The organism is Agrobacterium vitis (genome assembly GCF_013426735.1).
GTDB classification, from domain to species: Bacteria; Pseudomonadota; Alphaproteobacteria; order Rhizobiales; family Rhizobiaceae; genus Allorhizobium; species Allorhizobium vitis_D.
This window is the reverse complement of record NZ_AP023272.1, coordinates 3,643,547-3,665,840: the sequence shown is the minus strand read 5'-3', so window position 1 is coordinate 3,665,840 and position 22,294 is coordinate 3,643,547. Positions and strand designations below refer to the sequence as shown.

Below are 22,294 nucleotides of genomic sequence, written 5' to 3'. Positions count from 1 at the left end.
TGTCATTGATCACCCCATTTTAGAGATGCTTCAAGCCAATCTGACCATTTTTATAATCATAGAGTACGGAAAAATGTTTGTAGACCTCCACTCCGACCAGAACTCTGGTGGGTGGCTGATGGAAATTGGGAAAAGGTCCGACGGCGAGCCGTGTCGAGTCAGTCATGCCTTTACCAACGCTGAAGCTGGCTTTCAATGAAGGATTGCTGCCGTCGCCAAAAGACATTGCTGCCTTGGTCCCCGGGCGCCAGTCATGAAACGGTTCTGGGGTGATGACGAGGATCTGCGGGTTTCCCGTGTCGAGGACGATCGGCCCGCAATACTGTTTGCGCGAACTTTCAATGGTCAGGCAGCCTGGGATGGGATTATCCCGTCCGCCGCCTTGGTTGGGGCCTTGTCCCGCCGGAAATCGCACGAATCCGGCGACGTCATCTGATTGTTGATTTCCACTGAGAACTGACCCGTTGGGGGTGCGGATAAAAAGTTGGACTGCTTCATAATAACAGGCCGAGGATTTTACGATATTCGACCGGGCTGAGCGATCCCAGCGATATCTTGATGCGCTTCTCATTGTACCAGCGGATATAGGCATCCACCTCGCCGACGAACTGTTCGATTGTCATGGCCTTCCAGTCCCGGGGATAGAAGAGTTCGGTTTTCAACCGGCCGAAGAAGCCTTCGCACGCGGCATTGTCTTGCGAGCAACCCTTTCGGGACATCGAGCGAACCAGCTTCGCTTCGCTGATCCGGGTTAGCCAGCCTGGCCAGCGATAATGGGCTCCGCGATCAGAATGGATGATTGGCCGTTCCTCGCCGTTGGCGACGGTTCCGATGGCTGCATCCAGCATGCTATTGACGAGACCAGCATCTGGTTGCGTTCCGATCGACCAGCTGATGACCATGCCGTCAAAGCAATCGATGATAGGCGAAAGGTACACCTTGCCAGCTGGGATCTGGAACTCGGTGATGTCTGTCAGCCACTTCACGTTCGGCGCTTTTGCATGGAAGTCGCGATTGATCAGGTTCTCGGGCGCTGGACTGATCTCTCCCAGATAGGATCCAAACCGCCGTCGACGCGGCCTAGCAACGACCAACTTCTCCTGCTTCATCAATCGCTGAACAACCTTTTCCGAGATTATCACGCTCTGTCTGGCCAGCGATGCCTGCAGTCGTCGATAACCGTAGCAACGACGGTTCGCTTCAAAGATCTCTGCTAGGCTGTGGCGGACGGCGGCATACTTGTCTGCCAGGCACATGCGGGCGCGATGGTAGAAGTAGGAGCTGCGGGCAATCCGAAGCTGGGCAAGCAGTTCTGGCAAGCGATAAACTTCCTTAAGGGCGTCAATCAGCTGTGTCTTTTCCCGATTACTCAGGATCTGCAGATCGACGCCCAGGTCTTTTTTTAGGAGTTCGTTGGCCTTCTTCAGGAGATCATGCTCGAGTTGTAACTGGCGGACATCACGCTGGAGGGCTTCAAGCTGTCGCTCGAGCTCTTCACGTTCAGGCACCTTGGGGTTGGATTTGCGGCGTTTCATGGATGAGGGAGCCTCGTGACCGAGTAACTGATCTTTCCAGCTGTACAAGTCGGCCTTGAGACGCCCAGCCGGTCAGCCACCTGTTGAGCGCGTTCATCTCCACTACAGAGACCTATGACCCCCACTTGCCGGACCTCCTCGCAATAACAAGGGTGCCACGATCGACCAACCATCGATGTCCGCGCCTCCGGAAACGCCTCACGAACCCATGCGGTTAGAGTGCCTCGACCGGGATAGCCGAGCGCCCTCATCGTCGCAGAGATGCAACGATCATGGGTGCGGTAATGCTCAAGGGCAGCATGCTTTTGGGCCTCGGAAAATTTTGGCGCTCGCGCTACCGGCTGAGTACGCAGGTCGAGATGCTGTACGTACTCGCGGCACCAGCCCCTCAGGGCATTTTTCGTGGGATAACCCAACTGGCGAATGGTCGCCTTGAGCCGCTTGCCAAGTCGGATATAGAGCTCAACAGCTCGAAGTCTGTCTGCGTAGGAATACATGAACTACCTCCTGGTGGTCCAAGTTTTCGTCCGCACCCCCCTGGACGGTTGAACTGGGCGGAAAATCCTTCGGCAGCATGCGCCACTGGCAACCGGTCGAGGCGATGTAAAGCAGAGCGTTGACGACCTCGCGTAAATCCGTGGTCCGTGGACGGCCCAAGCGGCGGGGCACCGGCAGGAAAGGCTGAACCAGCCCCCATTCCCGATCTGTCATATCGCTTGCGTAGCGTGCCTTTCGCCGGGCATATTGCTGGCGGGTGATTTTGGTCCAGGCCATCGTGAACTCCATCGAATCTCGCAAATCCGAAGGAATCATAACCTGTAGAAATCACCCACCTCTTTTTGAGGCAGCCTCTAAGTCCCGCAATTAAAGGGCCGATTTGGTATGCAACATAGGACGATGTATCGTTTACATTTTTTTCAATTTTATGACGGTTTTTTATTTCTTCGCTCCATCAAATATGTTATGCGTCATAACTAGTCCGCAAAACGCGAGCTCAATGTTAGCTATTTAATGTAATAAAGAGCGCAGTCGCCGCGAATTTCCTCTGATCATGATATTGATTTTGTATAGTTTGGTGTCGAAAGAGTATAAATCATGTAGCTTCATCGATCTGACCGATATGATATAGGCCAAGATCCAATGAAGTTAAATTCAAAATGGCAAGAAAATGATAGAAATTCGAGATAGTGTTGAAATTCCTATTGGCAGATCGCCGCATAGAGCCCCCACATTTGTAACATTTTCTGGATTGCAAGATAATCTTGAGCATTTCGCAGTTGTTTTTAAGAGCTCCAGCGATGACTACGCTCCGAAGGTTCGAATTCATTCAGAATGTATAACTGGTGACTTGTTTCATTCTGAGCGATGCGATTGCGGGAACCAATTGGGCTTCGCGATTGATATGCTAAATGAATCGGGGGGGGTGCTTTTATACCTGAGGCAAGAGGGTCGTGGAATCGGTCTCTATGAAAAGCTTTCAGCGTATAAACTACAAGATAATGGCATTGACACATTCTCTGCCAATAGGCTTCTCGGCCACAAAGATGATGGGCGTGATTTCACATTCGTTCCGAGTATGCTTTCGGCCTTGGGTGTCTCAAAGATACGATTGATAACAAATAATCCAGCGAAAATTTCTGTTTTTTCCGGTTCAGAAGTTTCATTGGTTGAAATTATCAATACGCCAACCTTTCTAAATCAAAATAATATCAGATATTTAACTGCAAAACAGAAGCACGGTCACAATATCACGATCCGATAACTACTGGCTATTCCGATGAAAAAATTATTGATAAATTTCGCCCCTACCGGAATGCTACCACAAAAAACAGATTCTCCGCACGTCCCTATATCGCCTACCGAAATTATCAATGACGTTCTTGACGCTGCGTCCAAGGGTATCTGCATTGCACATCTTCACGCGCGTGATCCGGCCTCTGGAGCACCTTTATCGGACCCTGAAATATATGCAGCAATCATAGAAGGAATCCGAAAGTATAATAGCGATTTAATTATTTGCGTATCTTTAAGTGGTCGCAACATCAGTGATCCTGAACGACGTTGCGCTCCGATTAAACTTTCCGGTACAGTGAAGCCTGACATGGCATCCCTAACCCTTTCCTCTTTAAATTTCTCAAGCAAGGAAAGTATAAATTCGCCTGAAACAATAAAATATATTTGTAGCGCACTAAAGAAAAATGGTGTTAAGCCTGAGCTCGAGATATTTGATCTTGGAATGCTTAATGCATGGCATTATCTTTCGTCTCGAAAAATGCTCGAGCCACCATTCTATTTTAACGTTATTTTCGGAAATGTATATGGCGCTCAAGCGACGCCATGTCACGTGGCGCCATTTTGGCAGGAGCTGCGAAATGCAGGTATTCTATCATACGGAGGAATTGGGCGGCAGCAAATAATTGCCAACGCAATGGCAATTGCTGATGGCTCCCATGTTCGCGTAGGCTTGGAGGATAATTTGTGGTTTGACGCTAATCGAACTGTTGCAGCTACTAATGCTACCCTAATTCAAAGAGTCGTCGAGCTAGCAGAGATATCAGAGCGGCCGCTGATGAGCGCTCGCGAAGCGCGCGATTTGCTAGGATTGAAGAATGATGGAAAAAATTTTGGAGTAGATGAATGAACGACTTAAGTAATCTTTGGGCTGATGCAGCATCATATGAAAGAACATCAAAAAAACTGCAAAAGCAGTACTTACAAACACTTTTAGACCGCGGCCAACCGAGTGGTCGGGTTCTAGATGTTGGATGCGGGACTGGAAATGCATATGAAATGTTGGAGAGAATTGGATGCACTGAATATGTCGGTGTCGATATATCTCCCCAAATGGTCGAAATTGCAAAAAGTAAAGCCACATCTTCGGCGTTTTATATTGGTGACTTTTTACAACACGAGTTGCCTGAGATCGGAATTTTCGATCATGTAATTTGCGCGGCATGCTTACATTGGTTTCATCCCAATCAGAAGTCCGTCATCAAAAAGATCCGTGGATTGTTGAGAGATGGTGGATCGATACATATGTCGTCCGCCTTAGCATTCTCATTTCTTCCAGGTGAAAATTCAATGCAAACATCCATCATCAACCAAGTTCGTGAAAGATTTCCACCAATCGCGCCTGTAGAAAGTTTCGATTCACGTCGGCTCTCTACTTCCGAAATTCCGACTCTCCTTGACGGATTTTCGATCGCGAAGATCTCGTTCCACGAAGAAAAGTTGGATTTTAGCAACTATGACGACTTCCGCGACTGGCATGTTGGAAGTGGCTCCGTCGTCGGAAAGCAATTTACAAATTCTGATGCCGCCGTAGCTACAGAAATGTACTATTCACGGCTTTATGAAGAGTATGTGGCCAACCGGTACCAGGTCTCTTATGGCACAACGTTGATAAACGCCCAGAAAATTTGAAGTCAGCAATCAGGAGATAAAATAACTATGAAAATGAGCAGCGAATGCCAATCTAGATTGGGACAAAGCTCATTCGCCGAAGGAGAAATATTCGCTGTCGCTACACCCGATGTGTTATCCTCGACCCTTTGCTTAACGGAATTTCTGGCTTCTAGCTCTTTGGAGAGTTCTGCCACTGCAGCCTTACTTTCGCTTGGTCGTCAACTCCCGCACTTATGCGGTCTCGGTGGCGATTGTATTATTATTCATTCTAGCCGAGACGGCACGGCTTTTGGCGTGAATGGATGCGGACGAAGCGGCACAGGCCACCTACCTGACCGTTTCTCTTCATCAATTCCACGTCGCGGCTGGGAAAGCGCAATGGTTTACGGAGCCCCACGTGGCCTCGATCTCTTCTCGAAAACGTTCGATGTCGATGCAAAGTCAATCGCCGCAAGGATTCGATCTGCCTCTGGAGATACATTGGCGAGAACTAAAACTCTCGATTATTTTTTGGATACGCATAGTCACGAGTTGCAGAGAGCAAAAAATCTACCATTATGGCAGAAGTCTCTTCTTGCGTCGGACATTAAAGATCGTTTCATAAAATGGCCCAAATCGAGTAACAATACACTTGACGCTATCGCACTAAACGGCTTTGAAGATCTCTACTCCGGTACATTTGGATCACATATTGCTAATGTTATTAGCAGGGATTCGTGCGGTATTTTCTCCGGCGAGGACATTACCGATTTTGAAAGTGTGAAGTCCGAACTCGTTACCGATTATGTATTCGATGCCAAAATCACCTTAGTCGGTCCAAATACGCCATGGCTTGAACTCCTCGTTTTGTTGCGCGTGCTTGATTTCTTCAACAAACGCAAAGGCATTAAATCGGACAACGAACTTTTCACTTTGGTGTGCATCGCATCAGGTATTTTATCACAAGTTCTTAATGACTTTCCTTATCGCACTAGAACTGATGAATTACCTCCCAATCAAAACGATATTGTATCGGAGATATCATCCCATGTCGTGCGCGGCTTGGACGCGACAACCCTTTTACCTGCCTTGTCAGCAGGAAGCGATACCGTTTTTGCCGCTTTAGCAGGAGCTAATGGCGCGGTGATCGGTTTAACGGGGTCAACATTCACACCGTTTGGAGCGCTTGTAAATGTTGGCGAAACGGATCTATCTCTATCGAATAGAGCGTCAGCATTTTCATTAAACTCCGCCGACTGGAAATTACTAAAACCACGGATGCCCGCACCCCACACAACTAATGCGTTATTGGTTGAAAATATAGAGTATAAATTATCGTTGGGAACAACTGGAGGACCTGTGCAAGTTCAAGTACTTGCACAGCTTTTGTTTAGGATACTTGTTTGGAAGCAACGGTTGTCAACCGTTCTCTCCTCACCACGTGCGGCCAACTTTGGGTTTTTTCCAAAGGCTAATAAAGTTATATGGCTCAGTGAGATGCCTCTGAGTAATTTCGGTCAGGTACTCAGCGTACTCGAACGCTACTCGCTAAAGATGGGTGTAGCCCAAATGGCGGGCTTCAAAAAGTCCGATAAAACCTACTTCGCCGCGACCGATCCGCGAGGAGACGGCGTGGCAATCGCGATCTAGGGACTAATTTATGACAACCAATCACGAGACTGACGCTATTTTTCCTAGAACGCCACAAAATATCGTAGATGATATTTATCATTTGCTGAGATTAACCGGAAATCTCTTAGAAAAGCATAGCGTCCCGTATTCGATCATATCTGGAACGCTTCTCGGTGCTGTTCGTCACAGGGGATTGATCCCTTGGGACGATGATGTGGATATCGGGTGCTATATCGATGCTAGCGACTGCCGTTGGATTGCATTTGTCAATGCATTCCGAGCTTACGCTGATATCGAAATCTTTGAAGAAGATGTTTGTTTCAAAGTTTCATTTTCTTCTCGCCCTCGCGTCGACGCTTTGCACAATAGTTCATACCCATTTGTTGACTTGTTTCTTATGCGTAGATTTGAGGATAACCGGATCACATTCCAAAGCGATAAGGCGCGTGAATTTTTTCCGCAAGAGTTTTTGCTGGAAAGTGAATGGCTGTCGCGTACTCCGACACCTTTTGGCCCTCTTTGGGTAAACGCCATTTCCACACGCGACGCCGCTTCCTATCTAAACAGGACCTATGGAAGTGGTTGGGAGACTTCAGCCTATCTGACATGGAATCATGTTGAATGGCGGCGCAATGAAAAAAAAATTGTTACCATATGTGATTTTTCATGCGCGACCCCCACGACGCAAATCGGGGCACAGAAATAACAGAAGATTGAAAGTAGCTTTATGGTTATATCACACAAAGCGAAATGGGTCGCCATCTCTGGCTCAATTCTGTTACTTCCGTCTCTGTCGTCTAACATGCTTATCCCTGTCTTGCCCAGGATAGCATTGGACTTTTCAGACATTCACGGATTAATTCAATCTTCAACTTCGATTTATTTTTCGGTTGCAGCCTTTTCACAAATCCTTGCAGGATGGCTATCCGATAGAAAAGGAGAAAAATACACAGTGATCGTTGTGTTGATTCTGTTCTTTGCTGCATCCATTGGTGTAGTTTTTTCTCAATCGGCAAACCAATTCTTCTTATTTCGCGCTCTCCAGGGCGTCATCGCGGGAATAACCGTCGTTTCACGATCTCTCCTTAGAAAAAATTTGACTATTGACGTAGCTGCATCGGCGCTGGCGTATGCGTCACTTGCGATTTCATGTTCCTCGATATTCGGACCACTGGCCGGTGCTGGGATATCTAATGCCTTCGGTTGGATTTCAGTTCCAATCCTTCTGATTATCTTCGCATCAGGACTACTAACAATTGTGGGGAGGCTTAATGAAAGTTCAGCAACCGAAAGCAGCCATCGTCTTCCGAGCATAATGTCGCAAATTAAGTACATCGCTAGCGACACAACATTTGTTATTTTTTCCCTAGTTGCGGCACTGTCGTCCAGCGTTTTTTACATTTATTTCACAACAGCAACTTTCCTAGTCGCGAATCACACTTCAATTTCGCCTTTAGAATTTTCAATTATTTTTGCTTTAAATCCAGTTGGTTACTTCTTAGGAAATCTTGCGTCGGGAATAGCCTGCGAAAATTTTGGCTGGCGCAAAGTTCTTAAATCGGGATGCCTCATTTCCTTGGCTAGCGCCGTAACTGGAACTTTAACGATTCACTTCGGCGTTAATCCACTAATGTGCTTCTTCATTCAAATGTTTTTCGTCGGAATAGGGAACGGAATTATTATCTCAACTTCATCGATTGGCATGTTAAGTGGGATATCGCAGTCCTCCGGAATGGCGACAGGCTTAGGATCTGGAATAGTGAACATCATAGGAAGTATAGTATCTCTTTTTGTTGGAACATTCAATTATAATGTCGAGCATCCAGAATTTTTAAATATATACATATTAATAATTCTAACTTGCGCGGCCGTATTAACTTTTGGTTTTCAACGGAACCGATAGAGGATTTCGAGATGACGGCGGCCTTGTTTACAGCCGAAGATGAGTTCTTTATGTCAAGAGCACTTTTCCTAGGGGGACGTAATCGCACTGGCGCGTCCCCTAATCCTAGCGTTGGCTGTGTTGTTGTTAATGATGGGAAAATTGTAGGAGAGGGCGCTACAGCAGCAGGCGGTCGTCCCCATGCCGAATTTATTGCGATTAATAACGCGGGATTCTTGGCTAATGGCGCGACGCTTTACGTTACCTTGGAGCCCTGTTGTCATTCTGGACGGGGAATATCGTGTGTTGACGCAATTATCCAAGCGGGGATTAAAAAAGTCATTGCTGCCACTGAAGATTTAGACTCACGAGTAGGAGGGGCGGGTTTAAAAAAGCTTGCAGAACTCGGAATTGATGCTCGTAAAGGACTGCGAAAGGAACAAGCGGACATCGAACACGAAGCATTTTTCAAGCGAGTTACATCTGGATTACCATTTATCACAGTAAATCTTGGTATGACACTGGATAATAAAATTGCCACTTTGTCGAGTGCGAATAAGTTGATTCCATTTGATGCTATGCGACAGCATATGCGACATTCTCTTGTCGAAATGGATGCGGTTTTAATTGACGGGTGCGAGCATTTTTCGGATATACTGATTTTAATTTTACAAGAAATCCCTATTAATAGAAGACCGGCGTTTGTTATTTTGGCACCAGAATGTGGATTAATTCATGATAGTTTTTTGGTGCCGTCGGGCGATAAATTCAAAAATTTTCTTTTACATGAAGATGTCAAAAATCCATTTAAATTACAACATTTCATAAATAATAGAGTATTTTTATTGAATTATAATATTTCCAGAAATGGAGATTTGAGAGCAGCACTACATGAATTGGTGAAGCTTGGATTTAATAATGTCTTATGTGGTGGGGGAACACGACTAGCTGATCTTCTGCTAAAAGGGAGATTAGTAGATAGGCTCCGTATATTCAGTTCTGGCAAAAATATTGGGCAGCCCAAGTTAACTGGCCATGATAGCGATAATATCTTAGATTTATTGAATGGTTCATATCTTCGGTTAGATAGTATTGAAACGGTAAGAGCTAATTTTATCCAAACATGGGAGCGGATTAATGAACGATTATAATGAATCTTTAGTTGAGAAAGTTAGCTCGTTTGTGAACGTTGATGATATATTACCTACTGAGGAACATGATGTAGATTTGGCGAAGTCCATTTCGGTTGAGATTTTCACTAAAGGGATTTGGACGGAGCCGGTATTATTACTTAAAGAGCCATTATATGTTCTTGATGGACATCATCGTTTAGCTGCGTCAATTTTTTTAAAATTTTGGAGAATACCAGCTTTTCTCGTCGATAAAGAGGATCCCTATTTATGCTTAGGCAGTTGGAAGCCTTGCTGCTCGATTACGATGGAATCTTTTCTTAAACGTGCAGCTACACGTGTTTTGTATCCTCAAAAAACCACACGTTTTTCACACCCTGGGCGTGACTTAAAAGTAAATGTACCGATACGGGAATTGTTGAGCAATATTGCAGATTTTGGAGTATCTGAGAATGTATAAAGTCGACAGAGCGATTATTTTGGCCGCAGGGCAAGGCGCGAGACTTTTTCCTTTTACACAAAACGCACCTAAGCCCTTAACAGAGGTTCATGGAAAATCAATTATTGAGAACACCTTTATTCATTTAAATCGTATCGGCGTAAAAACAATAATTTTGGTAGTCGGATTCGCGTCGGATATTCTTATTGATCATGTAAAAAATATATTGCCTGAATGTACAAATCTATTTATTATAAATAATAATGAATTTTCGAAAACAAATAACGTTTTTTCGCTCTGGTTAACGCGTAGCTTTTTCGAGAAAGATTTTTATCTCTTGGAGTCAGACGTTTTTGGCTCAGCCAGTTTATTTCAGTCATTGGCTGAAATACCTGAGACCATGTGTGGCGCAGTAATCTCACCATTTAAATACTTTATGGACGGCGCTTGCGTTACCGTTTCGGGTCAACCTCGCATCATTAGTGCACCACGGCAACGGACTTACGGCGAGGTTTCAGAATTATACAAAACGGTAAATTTTTACAAGATCACCTCTGAATACGCTAGTGGTCGACTAATTGAATTATTGAACCAGCACGTCGAACGTGGAGTATTAGATTGTTATTATGAGGACCTTTTTGCTGCACATATCTATAGTGGAGAGGTTTCGTTTTACGCCTCCATTGTCGAAGATAGAGATTGGTACGAGATTGATAACGCAAATGATCTCGACTTGGCAAGCTTTCGGTTTGGCTCCGATGGGTATCGCTTGAGCCAGATCAACGCGTCTTATGGAGGCTATTGGAGATATCCAGTTACAGACCACTCTCTCCTACACAACGTCCATTACCCTCCGAAGAAACTTATCAGGCATTTGGCGGATCGCGCGGAGTTGATCCTGGGCGCTTATCCAAGCGGACAGACAGCGATATGCCGTTGGGCATCTGCCTATTACGAGGTAAATGACGCATCAGTTGCCGTTTGCAATGGAATAAGTGAGGTTATACCGATCCTTTTTTCTAAAGAGGGAGTTCGAATAGCTCTCGCGAGTCCATCATTTAACGAGTTCACGCGGCTAGTTTCGCCCATAAATACACACACTATTATGCTCAATGAAAATAATAACTTCCGAGTGGATCCGGACCAGGTGCGAAATCTGTTGGCGAGAGTTCAGGTTGATTATTTTGTCTTAGTTACCCCTAATAATCCCACCGGAGCAGCCGTTCCAGATCAAGACATAGAGGAAATTTTGGAAATCTGCGGTGAGCATAATGTCAGACTTGTTATAGATCAGTCGTTTGCGGATTTCCAAAATGATAATGCGCGTCATAAATGGATGGTCCGTTCTGCGCAGGACCCGCGTATCATCCATCTCCTAAGCCTTGGGAAAAGCCATGGGATTGGTGGGCTTCGAATTGGTGTTATAACATCCGGAGATGACGAATTTATCAGATCAATTCGAAAACACCTTCCGATCTGGAATATTAATGGTTTTGGAGAGGAATATCTCAGAATATTTTCTGCATTCAAACGTGAGTTTGATGCATCCTGCGAAAAGGTAAGAAACGATGTTGCCAAACTTTCTCAGGGACTTAAAAATATCAAGGGCTTGAAAATTTTTCCTTCGCATAGCAATTTTGTTTTCGCGAAAATCGAATATCAGGATATCACATCAAACACTTTATGCAGCTGGCTTCTGAATAACGAAGGTATTCTGGTAAAAAACTGCAGCGGCAAGGAAATGAATGACGGCGAAAGATTTGTGCGCATTGCATCACGAGGTTCTCTCGCCGACGAAAAACTTATTGCTGGTATCAATCGTGCTTTGTCAGCACTCAAAGTCGTCTAAGATTCTTTCCGTGAAATCATGATCCGAGAAATGGGGAGGTGTTTAGAGGTGTTAACTTTCACGGTTTACTCCCTCCATTTCCGATAGCGACAATCTTAGAATTAACGATACTGGCGGCTAAAGACCTTGTATCTTCTTCATTGAGAAGACGCTCTCTGAGCAATTCAGTGCTCATCGTTGTGATCTTTTGCGCCAAATAATTCTCGCAAAAATTTTGAATCGCATCTCGGATAGTCTCTACAACAACCTGTGTTGCCCGGTCGATTTCAATGTTTACGAGATCACCTATAACGAGGCGGTCGAGATTACTTGAACGCCTAGTCTCCGGAATTAGCCAAACCTCAATCCAACAGTCAGATTTTCCAATATCCGCAATTGTTAGGCTAGCACCATTTATCGCCACGAAACCCTGTGAGAAGAGATAAATAGCATATTCCTTAGGAAACCCGATTCGTATGCACTTATTTTTTCCGTTTTCGATTATTGTGTCCACAAAGCCAGCACAATCGACATGTCCAGAAACTACGTGACCACCAATCTCTGCGCCTTCCCGTGCAGACCTCTCCACGTTAACGATTTGCCCAACGGTGATATTGTTGAGGTTCGTAGCAGTGATGCTTTTGTAGATAACGTCAAAATTCCAGCAATCTTTGTCCACCTCGGCTACTGCTGTCAAACAAACTCCGTTGACCGCTACACTGGCGCCGACCAAAAGATCGTCACAAAAACCCGAAGGAAACTTAAGAGTAAATGATTTGAATTGATCATCTCCGGTAATTTCATCAACCGTCGCGACAGCACTTACAATTCCAGTAAACATTTTTCTTTTCCTAACTCCCGTTTCAACCCATAAATGGTACATTAGTCGCGTCATTGCCAATTTTTGATCAGCGATACCCTCTGCCTAATATTCTCTTAATGAGACTGCTGACGTGGGCTACACACCTCACAAGCTAGTAGCAGCGCCAGCCTATACTGTACTCTCATACTAAGAAGAAGAAAGACATTTTCAAAGCCATGTGAGAGGCAATCCTGCCCGTTTCAACGAGGTTCAGTGGTAAAGCTCGTCTCAGTCGCCAATGGTGAATATCTGCAAACCTGGCGTGACTTCTTCATCGCCGGCACACTTGGACACCTCTATTTACCGGCTTATGTTTCGGCGTGCAAAATTGGGCCTGACTCACATTTGATGATTTCGCAGTCAAGACTGGCGCAATTATCAGAAAGGAATCAGTACCATGGCGACCAAATTTCGTCTGTCTTCCCTGATCCCGGCCGGATTGATTGTAGAGCGTTCCGACGAGAGTGACGGGGTTATCATTGTTTCAGCGCGAGCTGCCGCCGATCAACGTTCCTGCCCTTTATGCAACTGCATGTCAGGTCGTATTCATAGCCGTTACGTTCGGATAATTGCCGATTTGCCCTGTGCCGGCACGAAAGTCCAATTGCGCCTGTCGGCACGGCGCTTCGTTTGTGAGATGACATTCTGCCGTCGTCGAATTTTCGTCGAAAGATTTGGAGAGCTTGTCGTTCCGGAGCGCAGTCGTCGAACTGCTCGGCTTGATACTGTCGTACATCATCTCGGGTTGGCTCTGGGAGGGCGACCTGCGGCAGCGTTCGCCAAACGTTTGATGATCCCAGTTAGCAATTACACTCTGATCCGCGCAGTAAGAAGAAAATCCGCTGCGCCGGATGATACGCTCAGCGTCGTCGGGGTTGACGACTGGGCTTTCCGCCGCAATCACCGCTATGGCACCGTCGTATGTGATCTTGAGAGACGAAGGATTATCAAGCTTCTGCCGGACCGGGAGATCGCAACAGTTTCGACGTTTCTCGCTCAGCACCCCGAAATAACGATCATTTCCCGCGATCGAGGTGGCGGCTATCGTGAAGCTGCCACAAGGGCTTTACCCCATGCAGTTCAGGTCGCAGATCGTTGGCATTTAATGGAGAACGCCAGCGCGGCGTTCCTTGACGTCGTGCGCAAATCCATGCGAGCAATCCGTGCTGCAATTGGCGCTACGACGATCGACCCTAAACTACTCACCTGCGCTGAACGGCTGCAATATGACAGTTATATGAGGCGCGAGGACGTGAATACGACGATCAGTAGGCTCGCCGCCGCCGGCGTTCCGATAAAGGAAATCGTTCGACGAACCGGCTACAGCCGTGGAACCGTGCGCCAGATTGTCCGCGGCCACAGATCCGATGTGTTCCGTGTCAGACAAAGTTCCCTTGAGGCTCATCTTCCTCTGTTAGGCCGTAGACTCATAACGATCTGATCCAAATTCTTGCTGCTGCCAATTTGACAGCGGCGAGAAAGTTCAATGGGTCTTTGTCGTAACGGGTTGCGATGCCTCTGAACTGTTTGAGTTTGCTGAAGAAACGCTCAACGAGATTGCGCTGTCGGTAAACCCATTGGCTGAAAGGGAAGCTTCCCTTCCGATTGCTCTTGGCAGGAATATTGGCCCATGCCTGCCTTTGCTTTGCAAATGCTCTGATCGCGTTGGTATCGTAGGCCTTGTCCGTCAGCAGGATCGCACCCTTGGAGATTGTCTGTAACAATGGTTCTGCCATGCGACCATCATGGGCTTGACCGGCTGTGAGTGCGAGACGGATCGGTCGGCCATCGGCATCGACAACGGCGTGGATTTTGGTGGTCAAGCCGCCACGGGAACGTCCCATGCAGCCATCGTGTTGATCCCCCTTTTTCCCGTGGCCGCATGTTGATGAACACGGACACAGGAGCTGTCGATCATAACGATATCGCCGTCGAAAGCCTTGGAAATCTCGCCCAGAACATGATCCCAGACACCCGCCTTTCGCCATCGCACGAAACGGTTGTAGCAGGTTGTATATGGACCATATCGATCAGGAACGTCTGCCCAGGGTGAACCTGTCCGAAACCTGTTTAGTCCCGGCATTTGATGGATCGGATCCATGATGAAACGATCCGGCTCCAAAGTCCATCGTTTACAAATGAATTCGTAGGGCGTGAGGCCTTTTAGGGTCTTGAGCCTTCGCCCGAAATTATAGGCATCAATGAAGTCGGCGAGATGCCTTTTGAGTTGGTCGTGATCGTCGTAGTAGAAACGCTTGACGGTCGCTTCCTTGATCGTCCGGTTCATCCGCTCGACCTGCCCATTGGTCCAAGGGTGCTTCACCTTTGTCAGCCGGTGTTCGATATTCTTCTCGTCACAGACCCGGTCGAAGATGTGATGGAAGGCGTAGAGATCGCAGTCCCGATTGGTGAACTGAATGCCGTTGTCCGTCAGAACCGTATGGATGGCATAGGGCACAGCCTTGACCAGATTGCGCAGGAATTGGGCTGCATTCATCTTTCCGGCTTTGGCGTAAAGCTCGACGAAGGCAAACTTGGACGTTCTATCAATGGCCACAAACAGATAGAGCTTGCCCTCAGCGGTCTGGACTTCAGCGATATCGATGTGAAAGTAGCCAATGGGGTAACTCTTGAACTTCTTTTTTGGCTCCTTGTCGCCCTCGACTTCCGGCAGTCGTGAAATGTCATGGCGCTGTAGGCATCGATGTAAGGACGGGCGCGTCAGATGCGGGATTGTTGGCTGAAGGGCATAAAGGCAATCATCCAAAGGTAGAAGCGTGTGCCTGCGGAAGGCGACAATCACGGCCTCCTCCTCGAGGCTCAAGACTGTCGAATGCGGTTCCTTCGGCCCGGTCGCCAAATCGGCAACCGATGTGCGCTTCTTCCACTTGGCAACGGTCTTCGGGTTGATCCCATACCGCTTTGAGAGCGCTCTCAGGCTCTCTTGACTATTTTGTATTGCTCGACGGATTGCCTCTGTCGTTGTGGCGCGACCGTGTAGAACCTGGCCCATACTGCTTCCTTCCATTCGAGGGAAAATAATGCACCATTAAAGTCCGGGATCAAACACCTAGATCAACTCTGGACGTCCGGGCAGCGCAATAGCGCTGAACTTTGGCGACAGCTAAAATGCAGAGGCTTTCGTGGTTGTTCTCGTGTGGTCGGAGAGTGGGCGGCAAGGCGACGGCGGTCCGAGCAGATCTGCGATCGGCAACTTCAAAAGGTGCCATCCGCGAGAACGATTGCCCGATTGATGACAACTGCTCGCGATCAATTGAGCAAAGCGGATACAATTATCATCGCGGCCATAGAAGCCGGTGTTCCCGCCCTAGTTCAAGCCCGTAACCTCGTTGATCGGTTCCAAACAATGATCCGAAGGAAGGCCAAGACAGAACTCGATCCGTGGATCGCTGATGCAAGCGACAGTTTGTTCGCCTCCTTTGCTAACGGGATCCTGAAAGACAAGGCAGCAGTGTCTGCAGCCATCACAGAACCATGGTCGAACGGTCAGGTTGAAGGGCAGATCATCAAGCTGAAGCTCGTTAAAAGGCAGATGTATGGACGTGCGAAACTGGATCTTCTTCAGGCTCGATTGATCGGCGCAATGTGAAAGAAGCAGTCATCAAATATGCGTCAGACCCAACTTTCCCCGCCGATTGACACTCAGCCTCAGACATTTTCCGCCCCTTCTTTTGTTCTTTAAATGTTCTCTTTTTAGAAAAGAGTCAAGATCGCAAGTCGGAGCCCGGATATTTGATATCTAGAAGTGGGGACGCCTTGCGCCGAGGTGTCGCGCTCAAGGTGGAATTTGGCCCCACGCTTGACCAAAACAGTTTTACAGCCTCTTTGAAATAGTTATGTAATTTGCGGTACTGTTCGGCAACGTTTTACATTCAAGCGTCTGATTTTAATCATTTGCCTAGAGCTTCCCAAGCTGAATACGAGGGTTCGATTCCCTTCACCCGCTCCAGTTCTGCCAAATTCAACGTTGAGAAAAGCTGAACCGCTTTAGAGTCTGTCAAGTTCAGATTGAAGTAGACAGACTCTCGCTTTTCTTTGTTTGAGTTTGTCTTTTCGGGAAAACCGGTGACCGCTTTTCTCTGACAAACTCTAATGGAAATTCCGACTCCTGACCCGGATGCTCTCGACGGGCCGGTCATCCGGCAGGGCATCGGGAGTGTGGAGCTGTTTGGGGACTGTGGATGGCCCAAGGTTAGGCTTGCCGTCATGGAAGTCATCACTGCGTTCGTGAGACAGCGGGGAGATCATATCACGTTGTCCGACGCTGGCCAGTTCGGTCGAAAGATCGGTCAGCCTATGGGCAATCAGATGCACGACATCACCCTCACGCTGGACGCGGCCATAGACGCCCAGCATGCTGGCCCCCAGCACGATGCGCCGATACTGTTCGAAGACTTTCGGCCAGACGACGATATTGCTGATGCCGCTTTCGTCCTCAATTGTGATGAAGATAACACCTGATGCACTGCCGGGGCGTTGGCGCACCAGCACCAGGCCAGCGGCTTCGACCCATCGGCCGTCTCGCGTGCGCATCGCTTCCTGACATGTGACGATTCGCCGGAGGCGCAGATCGTTGCGCAGGAAGGAAAGCGGGTGCGCCCGCAAAGTCAGGCCGACATGGCTGTAATCCTCAACGACCTGGCTGCCTTCCGTCATCCTATTTAACGTCATCACCGGTTCGTTGATTTCCGCCACGCTGGCCCCCTCGCGTGCCGAAGCCGCAGCGAACAACGGCAGGGGATCGTTATGCAATCCCTTCAGCGCCCATAGCGCGTCGCGGCGGGACAGGCCCAAGCCGGGCTGGAAGGCGTCAGCCTCGGCCAGTGTCACCAGCGCCGATGCTGGTACACCGGCACGGCGCCATATATCATCAATGGAGGTATAGGGCATATCGGCCCGGGCACCAACCAGCGTGGCGGCCTCACGATTGTTCAAACCTTTGACCAGGCACAGACCGAGACGCACGGCAAACCGCTTTCCAGTGCCGGTAGGTTCCAGGGTGCAGTCCCAGCGTGAGGCGTTGATGCAGACCGGTCGCACCTCGACACCGTGCCGACGTGCGTCGGTGACGATCTGCTGTGGTGCATAAAACCCCATGGGCTGGGCGTTCAACAAGGCGCAACAGAAGACATCGGGATGATGGCATTTCATCCAGGAGGAGGCATAGGCAATCAAGGCGAACGAGGCGGAGTGGGATTCCGGAAAACCGTAGGAGCCAAAACCCTCAAGCTGTTTGAAGGTCCGTTCGGCGAAGTCCGCCTCGTAACCGCGTGAGACCATGCCATTGATGAGTTTGTCGCGGAACGGGCTGACGCCACCGGTATGCTTGAACGTCGCCATGGCACGCCGTAACTGGTCAGCCTCACCGGGCGTGAAGCCGGCGCATTCGATGGCGACCCGCATTGCCTGTTCCTGAAACAGGGGTACGCCCAGTGTCTTGCCAAGCACGCGTTCGAGTTCGGGTTTCGGATATTCGACGGGCTCCTTACGTTGGCGCCGACGCAGGTAGGGGTGGACCATATCACCCTGGATCGGCCCTGGCCGCACGATAGCGATCTGCACAACCAGATCGTAAAAGGTCCGAGGTCTTAAACGCGGCAGCATCGACATTTGCGCCCGGCTTTCAATTTGAAACGTCCCCAACGTATCGGCCTGGCAGATCATGTCATAGGTACGCGGATCTTCCGCTGGCGTTGTGGCCAGATCAAGAGTGATGCCCTTATATGCGGCAAGAAGGTCGTAACAGCCCTTCATGCACGACAGCATCCCCAGTGCCAGAACATCGACCTTCATGAACTTCAGGATATCGACATCGTCCTTATCCCATTCGATCACCTGCCGGTCGGCCATGCGGGCCGGTTCGATCGGCACCAGTTCATCAAGCCGGTCGTGCGTCAGCACAAAGCCGCCAGGGTGCTGGCTCAGGTGGCGCGGTGCGCCCTTCAGTTGCTCGGCCAGCGCCAGGGTCAATTGTAGCCGGCGATCCGCGGCGTTGAGGCCAGGGATATTGGTTTGCAGACTATCTGTCGACCGGAAGGTCTGGCCTGACGACAAGCTTTTGATGATGTCTTCGGGTAGGCCGAGCGCCTTTCCGACGTCGCGGATAGCGGCCTTGGTCCGGTAGCGGATCACGGTCGAGCACAGGGCGGAATGATTGCGGCCGTAGGTCTTAAAGACCCACTGCATGACAATCTCGCGCCGATTGTGCTCGAAATCCACGTCGATATCGGGCGGTTCGCGGCGCTCTTCGCTGACAAAGCGCTCAAACAAAAGATTGTTGCGTTCAGGGTCGATCGATGTCACCCCCAGCACGTAGCACACTGCCGAGTTGGCAGCCGAGCCGCGGCCCTGACAGAGAATGTCCTGGCTGCGGGCGAAGCGCACAATGGCGTTCACTGTTAAAAAATAGGGGGCGTAGTCGAGCTTTTCGATCAGCCTGAGTTCATGGCGTAGCGCCGCTGCCACCCTATCCGGCACACCTTTCGCATAGCGTTTTGCGGCACTTTCCCAGGTCAAGGCTTCCAGCGCCTGTTGGGCCGTCAGGCCCGGCATCTCGCGCTCCTGCGGATATTGGTAGGACAGTTCATCGAGACTGAAGCGGCAGCGTGCCAGAATCTTGAGAGTACGAGCGATCGCTTCCGGATAGCGATTGAACAGGCGCGCCATTTCCTGGGGTGGCTTAAGATGGCGGTCGGCGTGCCGCTCACGATGGAAGCCGGCGCTGTCGATCGTTACCTTGTGGCGGATGCACGTGACCACGTCCTGCAGGATGCGTTGGTCGGGGTGATGGAACAGGACATCATTGGTCACGACGGTCTCAATGCCAGCTTGGGCCGCTAGGTTCGACAATTCATGCAGCCGCAGGGCATCATTGGGCCGCCGCCGCAAGGTAAGGGCCAGATAGCCGCGGTCGCCGAAGCCGGACTTCAGGCGACGCAGAGTGCTTGCGCAGGCGTCATCGGCCTCATCCGGCACGAGGATTGCGAGCAGGCCATCACCATAGGTCAGGACATCGTCCCAGCTCAGTATACATTTGGCCTTGCCGCCGCGTGCCTTGCCAAGCGACAGCAGCCGGCACAGCCTGGCATAGGCGGCGCGATCCATCGGATAGACGAGGAGCGCGGTGCCATCGGTCAAATCCAGGCGGCAGCCGACAATCAGTCTTAGTCCACTGTCCTTGGCGGCTTGATGCGCCCGAACAATCCCCGCCAGTGAATTGCGGTCAACGATGGCCAAGGCTTCGATGCCGAGGGCCGCCGCCTGGAAGAAGAGCGCCTCGCACGAAGACGCTCCCCGCAAGAATGAGAAGTGTGACGTTACCTGCAACTCGGCATAACGGGCTTTACTCATCCGAACACTCCGTGCAGGAACCAGAGATGCAAACCTGTTGCCGGATCGACGCCGTTTCCAGCCCGGTAAATCCAGTAGCGTTCGCCGTTCTCGACTTCGACCTGGAAATAGTCGCGCACCGCCGCCATCTCAGCGTCGCGCCGCCACCATTCGCCGAACACCCGCTCGGGGCCGTCGGCGCGCCGGACGCGCCGTCGCACCCCGCGCCAGGTGAAAACGACCGGCGGCTGGTCGGGCAGAAGGGCGACCGTCTCGATCGGCTCGGGATGGGCGAACAAGCGTGATGGTCGTGGCCAGAGGTTCGTCCAACCTTCGCCGGTATCAGGCGCCAGTGGCGGCAGCCGGTTAACGGCGCGCTCAGGTACGTCGCTTGGCACGGGGCCGAAGCGATAGATACGACCCGCGCCGATGCGGTTGGCCAGGATGTCGATCAGATCGGACACATCCGGGTCGCTCGGCTCGGCAAGAGACGTGACAATCTGACGGGCAACCAGAGGTTCCGCTGAGGTTGCGACGAGCACCATGCGCTCGATCCCGAAACCCGGATCAATGTTTTCGATCTTGTCGCATAACAAGCGGGTCAAACGCCGCACATGGCGGACGGGCTGCGCCGTGGCAACGCGCACGAGGGCTATCTGATTGTCGACACGGTAGCACAAAAGGTCGAGATGCCGGACGCCCAGACCCCGTATCTCAAGCGCATCACACAGATGAACGACAAGTTTGCCAACGTAACGCATAATGGTTTCGGCGGCGGCGATCGGTTCGGCGAAAACGCGCTGCACCTCAATGAGGTCGGGCGACTGCACACGTAGGATCGGCTCGTTGAGGATGCCGAAGGACTGGTCGATCCGCCGTCCCAGTTCCGGCCCGAACCGCAGGGTCAACGGCGCACGCGGTTGCGCCGCCACTTCGCCAATGCGTGTAAAACCCATCACCAGCAAGCCATTTACGATTTCATGGGCCACCCGTAAGGCACGGATCGGCAAGTCGAGCATTGCGAGACGGCTTTCGCCGGGGGGAGTGATCAAAACCGATCGGCTCTGATACCGTGCGAGGGCGTGAGCAGCGCCCCAGGTATCGGCGATCGCCGCACGGACCCGCGTGCCAGAAGCCTCGATTCGCGCGATCATATCGGCCAGCATCGCGGCTTCGCCGCCGTGCAAATGGTCGGCGCCTGTGGTGTCGATGACCAGACCATCGGGTGGATCGGCAGCGACGACAGGCGTATAGCGCAAAGCCCAGAGCGCCAGACGGTCCAGGGCGCGGATATCGGCGACCGGATCGGCGTCGCGGACGATCAGGCCCGGTATCAGCGCCTGCGCTTTCGCCGCGGGCATGCCGACGCGCAAGCCAGCGGCCAGGGCGACGCTGTCTGCTGCGGTGACGACGCGCCGCTGACCTTGCCGACCGATCAGGACAAGCGGTGCCTCAAGAGGCACGGTTGTGGCGTCGGATGTCCGCCGCAGCCGATCGGTCGGCCAAGTTGGCAGGAATAGCGAGACAACCCTTGGCATCACAAGCCTCCACTTCGATATCGGCGCTGCCGGTCCGACAGCGAATGAGTTCCACGCGCCAGCGGGCGCGACCGACGCCGGGCACTGGCAGCGGCGAGGAGGGCAGGGCGGAGATGCGCCATCGCGTAACGGCTGCCGTTGGCTGCCCGAAGTTTGACGCCTCCGCCTGGCGCCGCCAGCGACGAATGACGAGTGCCAGGGTGCCCGTCCTTTCAGCGGCGAGTTGCAGGCGGCGGGACGCGATCATGGACAGCTTGGCCACCTCGCATACGATGGCACCGAGCCCACCATGGCGCAGGCCCTCTTCGGCGCAGGCCAGCGCATCAGCTTCGTTGCCGGCCTCGACATAGATGACGCGTCCCGGCGCCAGCCCAGCCTGTGCCAGCGATGGTGCGAACAGGTCCTGCTGCGTGATGCACCACAAGATCTTGCCCTTGGCGCGCGCCGCCAATCCCGCTGTAAATAGAGCGGCCACCGCGCCGTCGACCGTGCCATTGCCGCCTCCAACCACCTCGTGCAGGGCGCCCATCGCCAGCCCACCGCCAGGCAAGACAGCGTCGATCTCGGCAACGCCAAACGGCAGGACGTCGCGTCGTCGGGCCGGGCCGCCTTCCAGTTGATCGATCCGGGCACGCAGTTGAGTGACAACGGGGCTGACGACGGGGGTATTCATGTCAGAAAAGGGACCTTCTTGGCGTTCCACCGCGATTTCGA

15 protein-coding genes and 5 pseudogenes are annotated in these 22,294 nt (G+C 50.7%); 11 read left to right on the top strand and 9 right to left on the bottom strand.

Features of this window, described 5'->3' with window-relative positions:
• Window positions 1-19 precede the first annotated feature (19 nt).
• The 3 genes and pseudogenes from H1Y61_RS17065 to H1Y61_RS17055 form a co-directional block, all read right to left on the bottom strand.
• Window positions 20-415, bottom strand: coding sequence for a hypothetical protein (locus H1Y61_RS17065; protein ID WP_180573290.1), 396 nt, complete (start codon window positions 413-415; stop codon window positions 20-22).
• A 79-nt stretch (window positions 416-494) separates the two neighbouring features.
• Window positions 495-2,032 (bottom strand): IS3 family transposase gene (locus H1Y61_RS17060; protein ID WP_180573289.1). Its coding sequence is split into 2 segments (ribosomal slippage): window positions 495-1,582 and window positions 1,582-2,032, totalling 1,539 coding nucleotides; the frame shifts between segments, so codons are not numbered across the junction.
• Window positions 2,033-2,069: 37 nt separating this feature from the next.
• A pseudogene (locus tag H1Y61_RS17055) lies at window positions 2,070-2,309 on the bottom strand (transposase); the annotation flags it as partial.
• A gap of 394 nt (window positions 2,310-2,703) precedes the next feature.
• Between H1Y61_RS17055 and ribA the strand changes: the two are divergent.
• The 9 genes from ribA to H1Y61_RS17010 all read left to right on the top strand — a co-directional run bounded on the left by ribA (window position 2,704) and on the right by H1Y61_RS17010 (window position 11,851).
• Window positions 2,704-3,297, top strand: a complete 594-nt coding sequence (gene ribA, locus H1Y61_RS17050; protein WP_180573288.1) for a GTP cyclohydrolase II RibA — start codon at window positions 2,704-2,706, stop codon at window positions 3,295-3,297.
• A 15-nt stretch (window positions 3,298-3,312) separates the two neighbouring features.
• Entirely contained in the window at window positions 3,313-4,176 is an 864-nt protein-coding gene (locus tag H1Y61_RS17045) for a beta-keto acid cleavage family enzyme (RefSeq protein WP_180573287.1), read from the top strand.
• Window positions 4,173-4,958: a class I SAM-dependent methyltransferase gene (locus H1Y61_RS17040; protein ID WP_180573286.1), complete on the top strand. Its 786-nt coding sequence runs from the start codon at window positions 4,173-4,175 to the stop codon at window positions 4,956-4,958. Before H1Y61_RS17045 ends, H1Y61_RS17040 begins: the two co-directional genes overlap by 4 nt.
• Before the next feature lie 27 nt (window positions 4,959-4,985).
• On the top strand, window positions 4,986-6,569 hold the full coding sequence (locus tag H1Y61_RS17035) for a gamma-glutamyltransferase (protein WP_180573285.1): 1,584 nt from the start codon (window positions 4,986-4,988) through the stop codon (window positions 6,567-6,569).
• A 10-nt stretch (window positions 6,570-6,579) separates the two neighbouring features.
• Complete coding sequence (locus H1Y61_RS17030; RefSeq protein ID WP_180573284.1) at window positions 6,580-7,257, top strand: LicD family protein; 678 nt, start codon at window positions 6,580-6,582, stop codon at window positions 7,255-7,257.
• Between the two features lie 126 nt (window positions 7,258-7,383).
• Window positions 7,384-8,454, top strand: coding sequence for an MFS transporter (locus tag H1Y61_RS17025; protein ID WP_235680781.1), 1,071 nt, complete (start codon window positions 7,384-7,386; stop codon window positions 8,452-8,454).
• 11 nt (window positions 8,455-8,465) lie between these two features.
• Window positions 8,466-9,584 carry a bifunctional diaminohydroxyphosphoribosylaminopyrimidine deaminase/5-amino-6-(5-phosphoribosylamino)uracil reductase RibD gene (gene ribD / locus H1Y61_RS17020; protein ID WP_180573282.1) on the top strand — a complete coding sequence of 373 codons (1,119 nt, stop codon included), beginning with the start codon at window positions 8,466-8,468 and terminating at the stop codon, window positions 9,582-9,584.
• Window positions 9,571-10,023 (top strand): ParB N-terminal domain-containing protein, encoded by a 453-nt coding sequence (locus H1Y61_RS17015; RefSeq protein WP_180573281.1) that lies wholly within the window; start codon window positions 9,571-9,573, stop codon window positions 10,021-10,023. Before ribD ends, H1Y61_RS17015 begins: the two co-directional genes overlap by 14 nt.
• Window positions 10,016-11,851 (top strand): aminotransferase class I/II-fold pyridoxal phosphate-dependent enzyme, encoded by a 1,836-nt coding sequence (locus tag H1Y61_RS17010; RefSeq protein WP_180573280.1) that lies wholly within the window; start codon window positions 10,016-10,018, stop codon window positions 11,849-11,851. The genes H1Y61_RS17015 and H1Y61_RS17010 overlap by 8 nt, the downstream gene beginning before the upstream one ends.
• A gap of 58 nt (window positions 11,852-11,909) precedes the next feature.
• On the opposite strand, the gene H1Y61_RS17005 is transcribed toward H1Y61_RS17010, so the two are convergent.
• Window positions 11,910-12,671 (bottom strand): riboflavin synthase subunit alpha, encoded by a 762-nt coding sequence (locus H1Y61_RS17005; RefSeq protein ID WP_180573279.1) that lies wholly within the window; start codon window positions 12,669-12,671, stop codon window positions 11,910-11,912.
• Window positions 12,672-13,089: 418 nt separating this feature from the next.
• Between H1Y61_RS17005 and H1Y61_RS17000 the strand changes: the two are divergent.
• Window positions 13,090-14,109: pseudogene (locus H1Y61_RS17000) on the top strand (ISL3 family transposase); the annotation flags it as partial.
• A gap of 10 nt (window positions 14,110-14,119) precedes the next feature.
• On the opposite strand, the pseudogene H1Y61_RS16995 reads toward H1Y61_RS17000, so the two are convergent.
• Window positions 14,120-14,760, bottom strand: a pseudogene (locus tag H1Y61_RS16995) (IS5-like element IS869 family transposase); the annotation flags it as partial.
• A pseudogene (locus H1Y61_RS16990) lies at window positions 14,761-15,705 on the bottom strand (IS481 family transposase); the annotation flags it as partial.
• A gap of 54 nt (window positions 15,706-15,759) precedes the next feature.
• On the opposite strand from H1Y61_RS16990, the pseudogene H1Y61_RS16985 reads away from it, so the two are divergent.
• Window positions 15,760-16,302 (top strand): annotated as a pseudogene (locus H1Y61_RS16985) (ISL3 family transposase); the annotation flags it as partial.
• 500 nt (window positions 16,303-16,802) lie between these two features.
• Here the strand turns inward: H1Y61_RS16985 and H1Y61_RS16980 are convergent.
• From H1Y61_RS16980 to H1Y61_RS16970, 3 genes are read right to left on the bottom strand one after another with little or no spacing between them, the layout of a single operon-like run.
• Complete coding sequence (locus H1Y61_RS16980) at window positions 16,803-20,063, bottom strand: error-prone DNA polymerase (RefSeq protein ID WP_180573278.1); 3,261 nt, start codon at window positions 20,061-20,063, stop codon at window positions 16,803-16,805.
• Window positions 20,060-21,580 carry a Y-family DNA polymerase gene (locus H1Y61_RS16975; protein WP_180573277.1) on the bottom strand — a complete coding sequence of 507 codons (1,521 nt, stop codon included), beginning with the start codon at window positions 21,578-21,580 and terminating at the stop codon, window positions 20,060-20,062. The genes H1Y61_RS16980 and H1Y61_RS16975 overlap by 4 nt, the downstream gene beginning before the upstream one ends.
• Window positions 21,495-22,253, bottom strand: a complete 759-nt coding sequence (locus H1Y61_RS16970; RefSeq protein WP_180574543.1) for an ImuA family protein — start codon at window positions 22,251-22,253, stop codon at window positions 21,495-21,497. Before H1Y61_RS16970 ends, H1Y61_RS16975 begins: the two co-directional genes overlap by 86 nt.
• Between the last annotated feature and the right edge of the window lie 41 nt (window positions 22,254-22,294).

Coding starts and splice junctions, on each gene's coding strand:
- H1Y61_RS17045 (WP_180573287.1), top strand. CDS start 3,313: ATGAAAAAATTATTGATAAATTTCGCCCCTACCGGAATGCTACCACAA.
- H1Y61_RS17010 (WP_180573280.1), top strand. CDS start 10,016: ATGTATAAAGTCGACAGAGCGATTATTTTGGCCGCAGGGCAAGGCGCG.
- H1Y61_RS17005 (WP_180573279.1), bottom strand. CDS start 12,671: ATGTTTACTGGAATTGTAAGTGCTGTCGCGACGGTTGATGAAATTACC.
- H1Y61_RS16980 (WP_180573278.1), bottom strand. CDS start 20,063: ATGAGTAAAGCCCGTTATGCCGAGTTGCAGGTAACGTCACACTTCTCA.
- ribA (WP_180573288.1), top strand. CDS start 2,704: ATGATAGAAATTCGAGATAGTGTTGAAATTCCTATTGGCAGATCGCCG.
- H1Y61_RS17030 (WP_180573284.1), top strand. CDS start 6,580: ATGACAACCAATCACGAGACTGACGCTATTTTTCCTAGAACGCCACAA.
- H1Y61_RS16975 (WP_180573277.1), bottom strand. CDS start 21,580: ATGCCAAGGGTTGTCTCGCTATTCCTGCCAACTTGGCCGACCGATCGG.
- ribD (WP_180573282.1), top strand. CDS start 8,466: ATGACGGCGGCCTTGTTTACAGCCGAAGATGAGTTCTTTATGTCAAGA.
- H1Y61_RS17040 (WP_180573286.1), top strand. CDS start 4,173: ATGAACGACTTAAGTAATCTTTGGGCTGATGCAGCATCATATGAAAGA.
- H1Y61_RS17035 (WP_180573285.1), top strand. CDS start 4,986: ATGAAAATGAGCAGCGAATGCCAATCTAGATTGGGACAAAGCTCATTC.
- H1Y61_RS16970 (WP_180574543.1), bottom strand. CDS start 22,253: ATGAATACCCCCGTCGTCAGCCCCGTTGTCACTCAACTGCGTGCCCGG.
- H1Y61_RS17015 (WP_180573281.1), top strand. CDS start 9,571: ATGAACGATTATAATGAATCTTTAGTTGAGAAAGTTAGCTCGTTTGTG.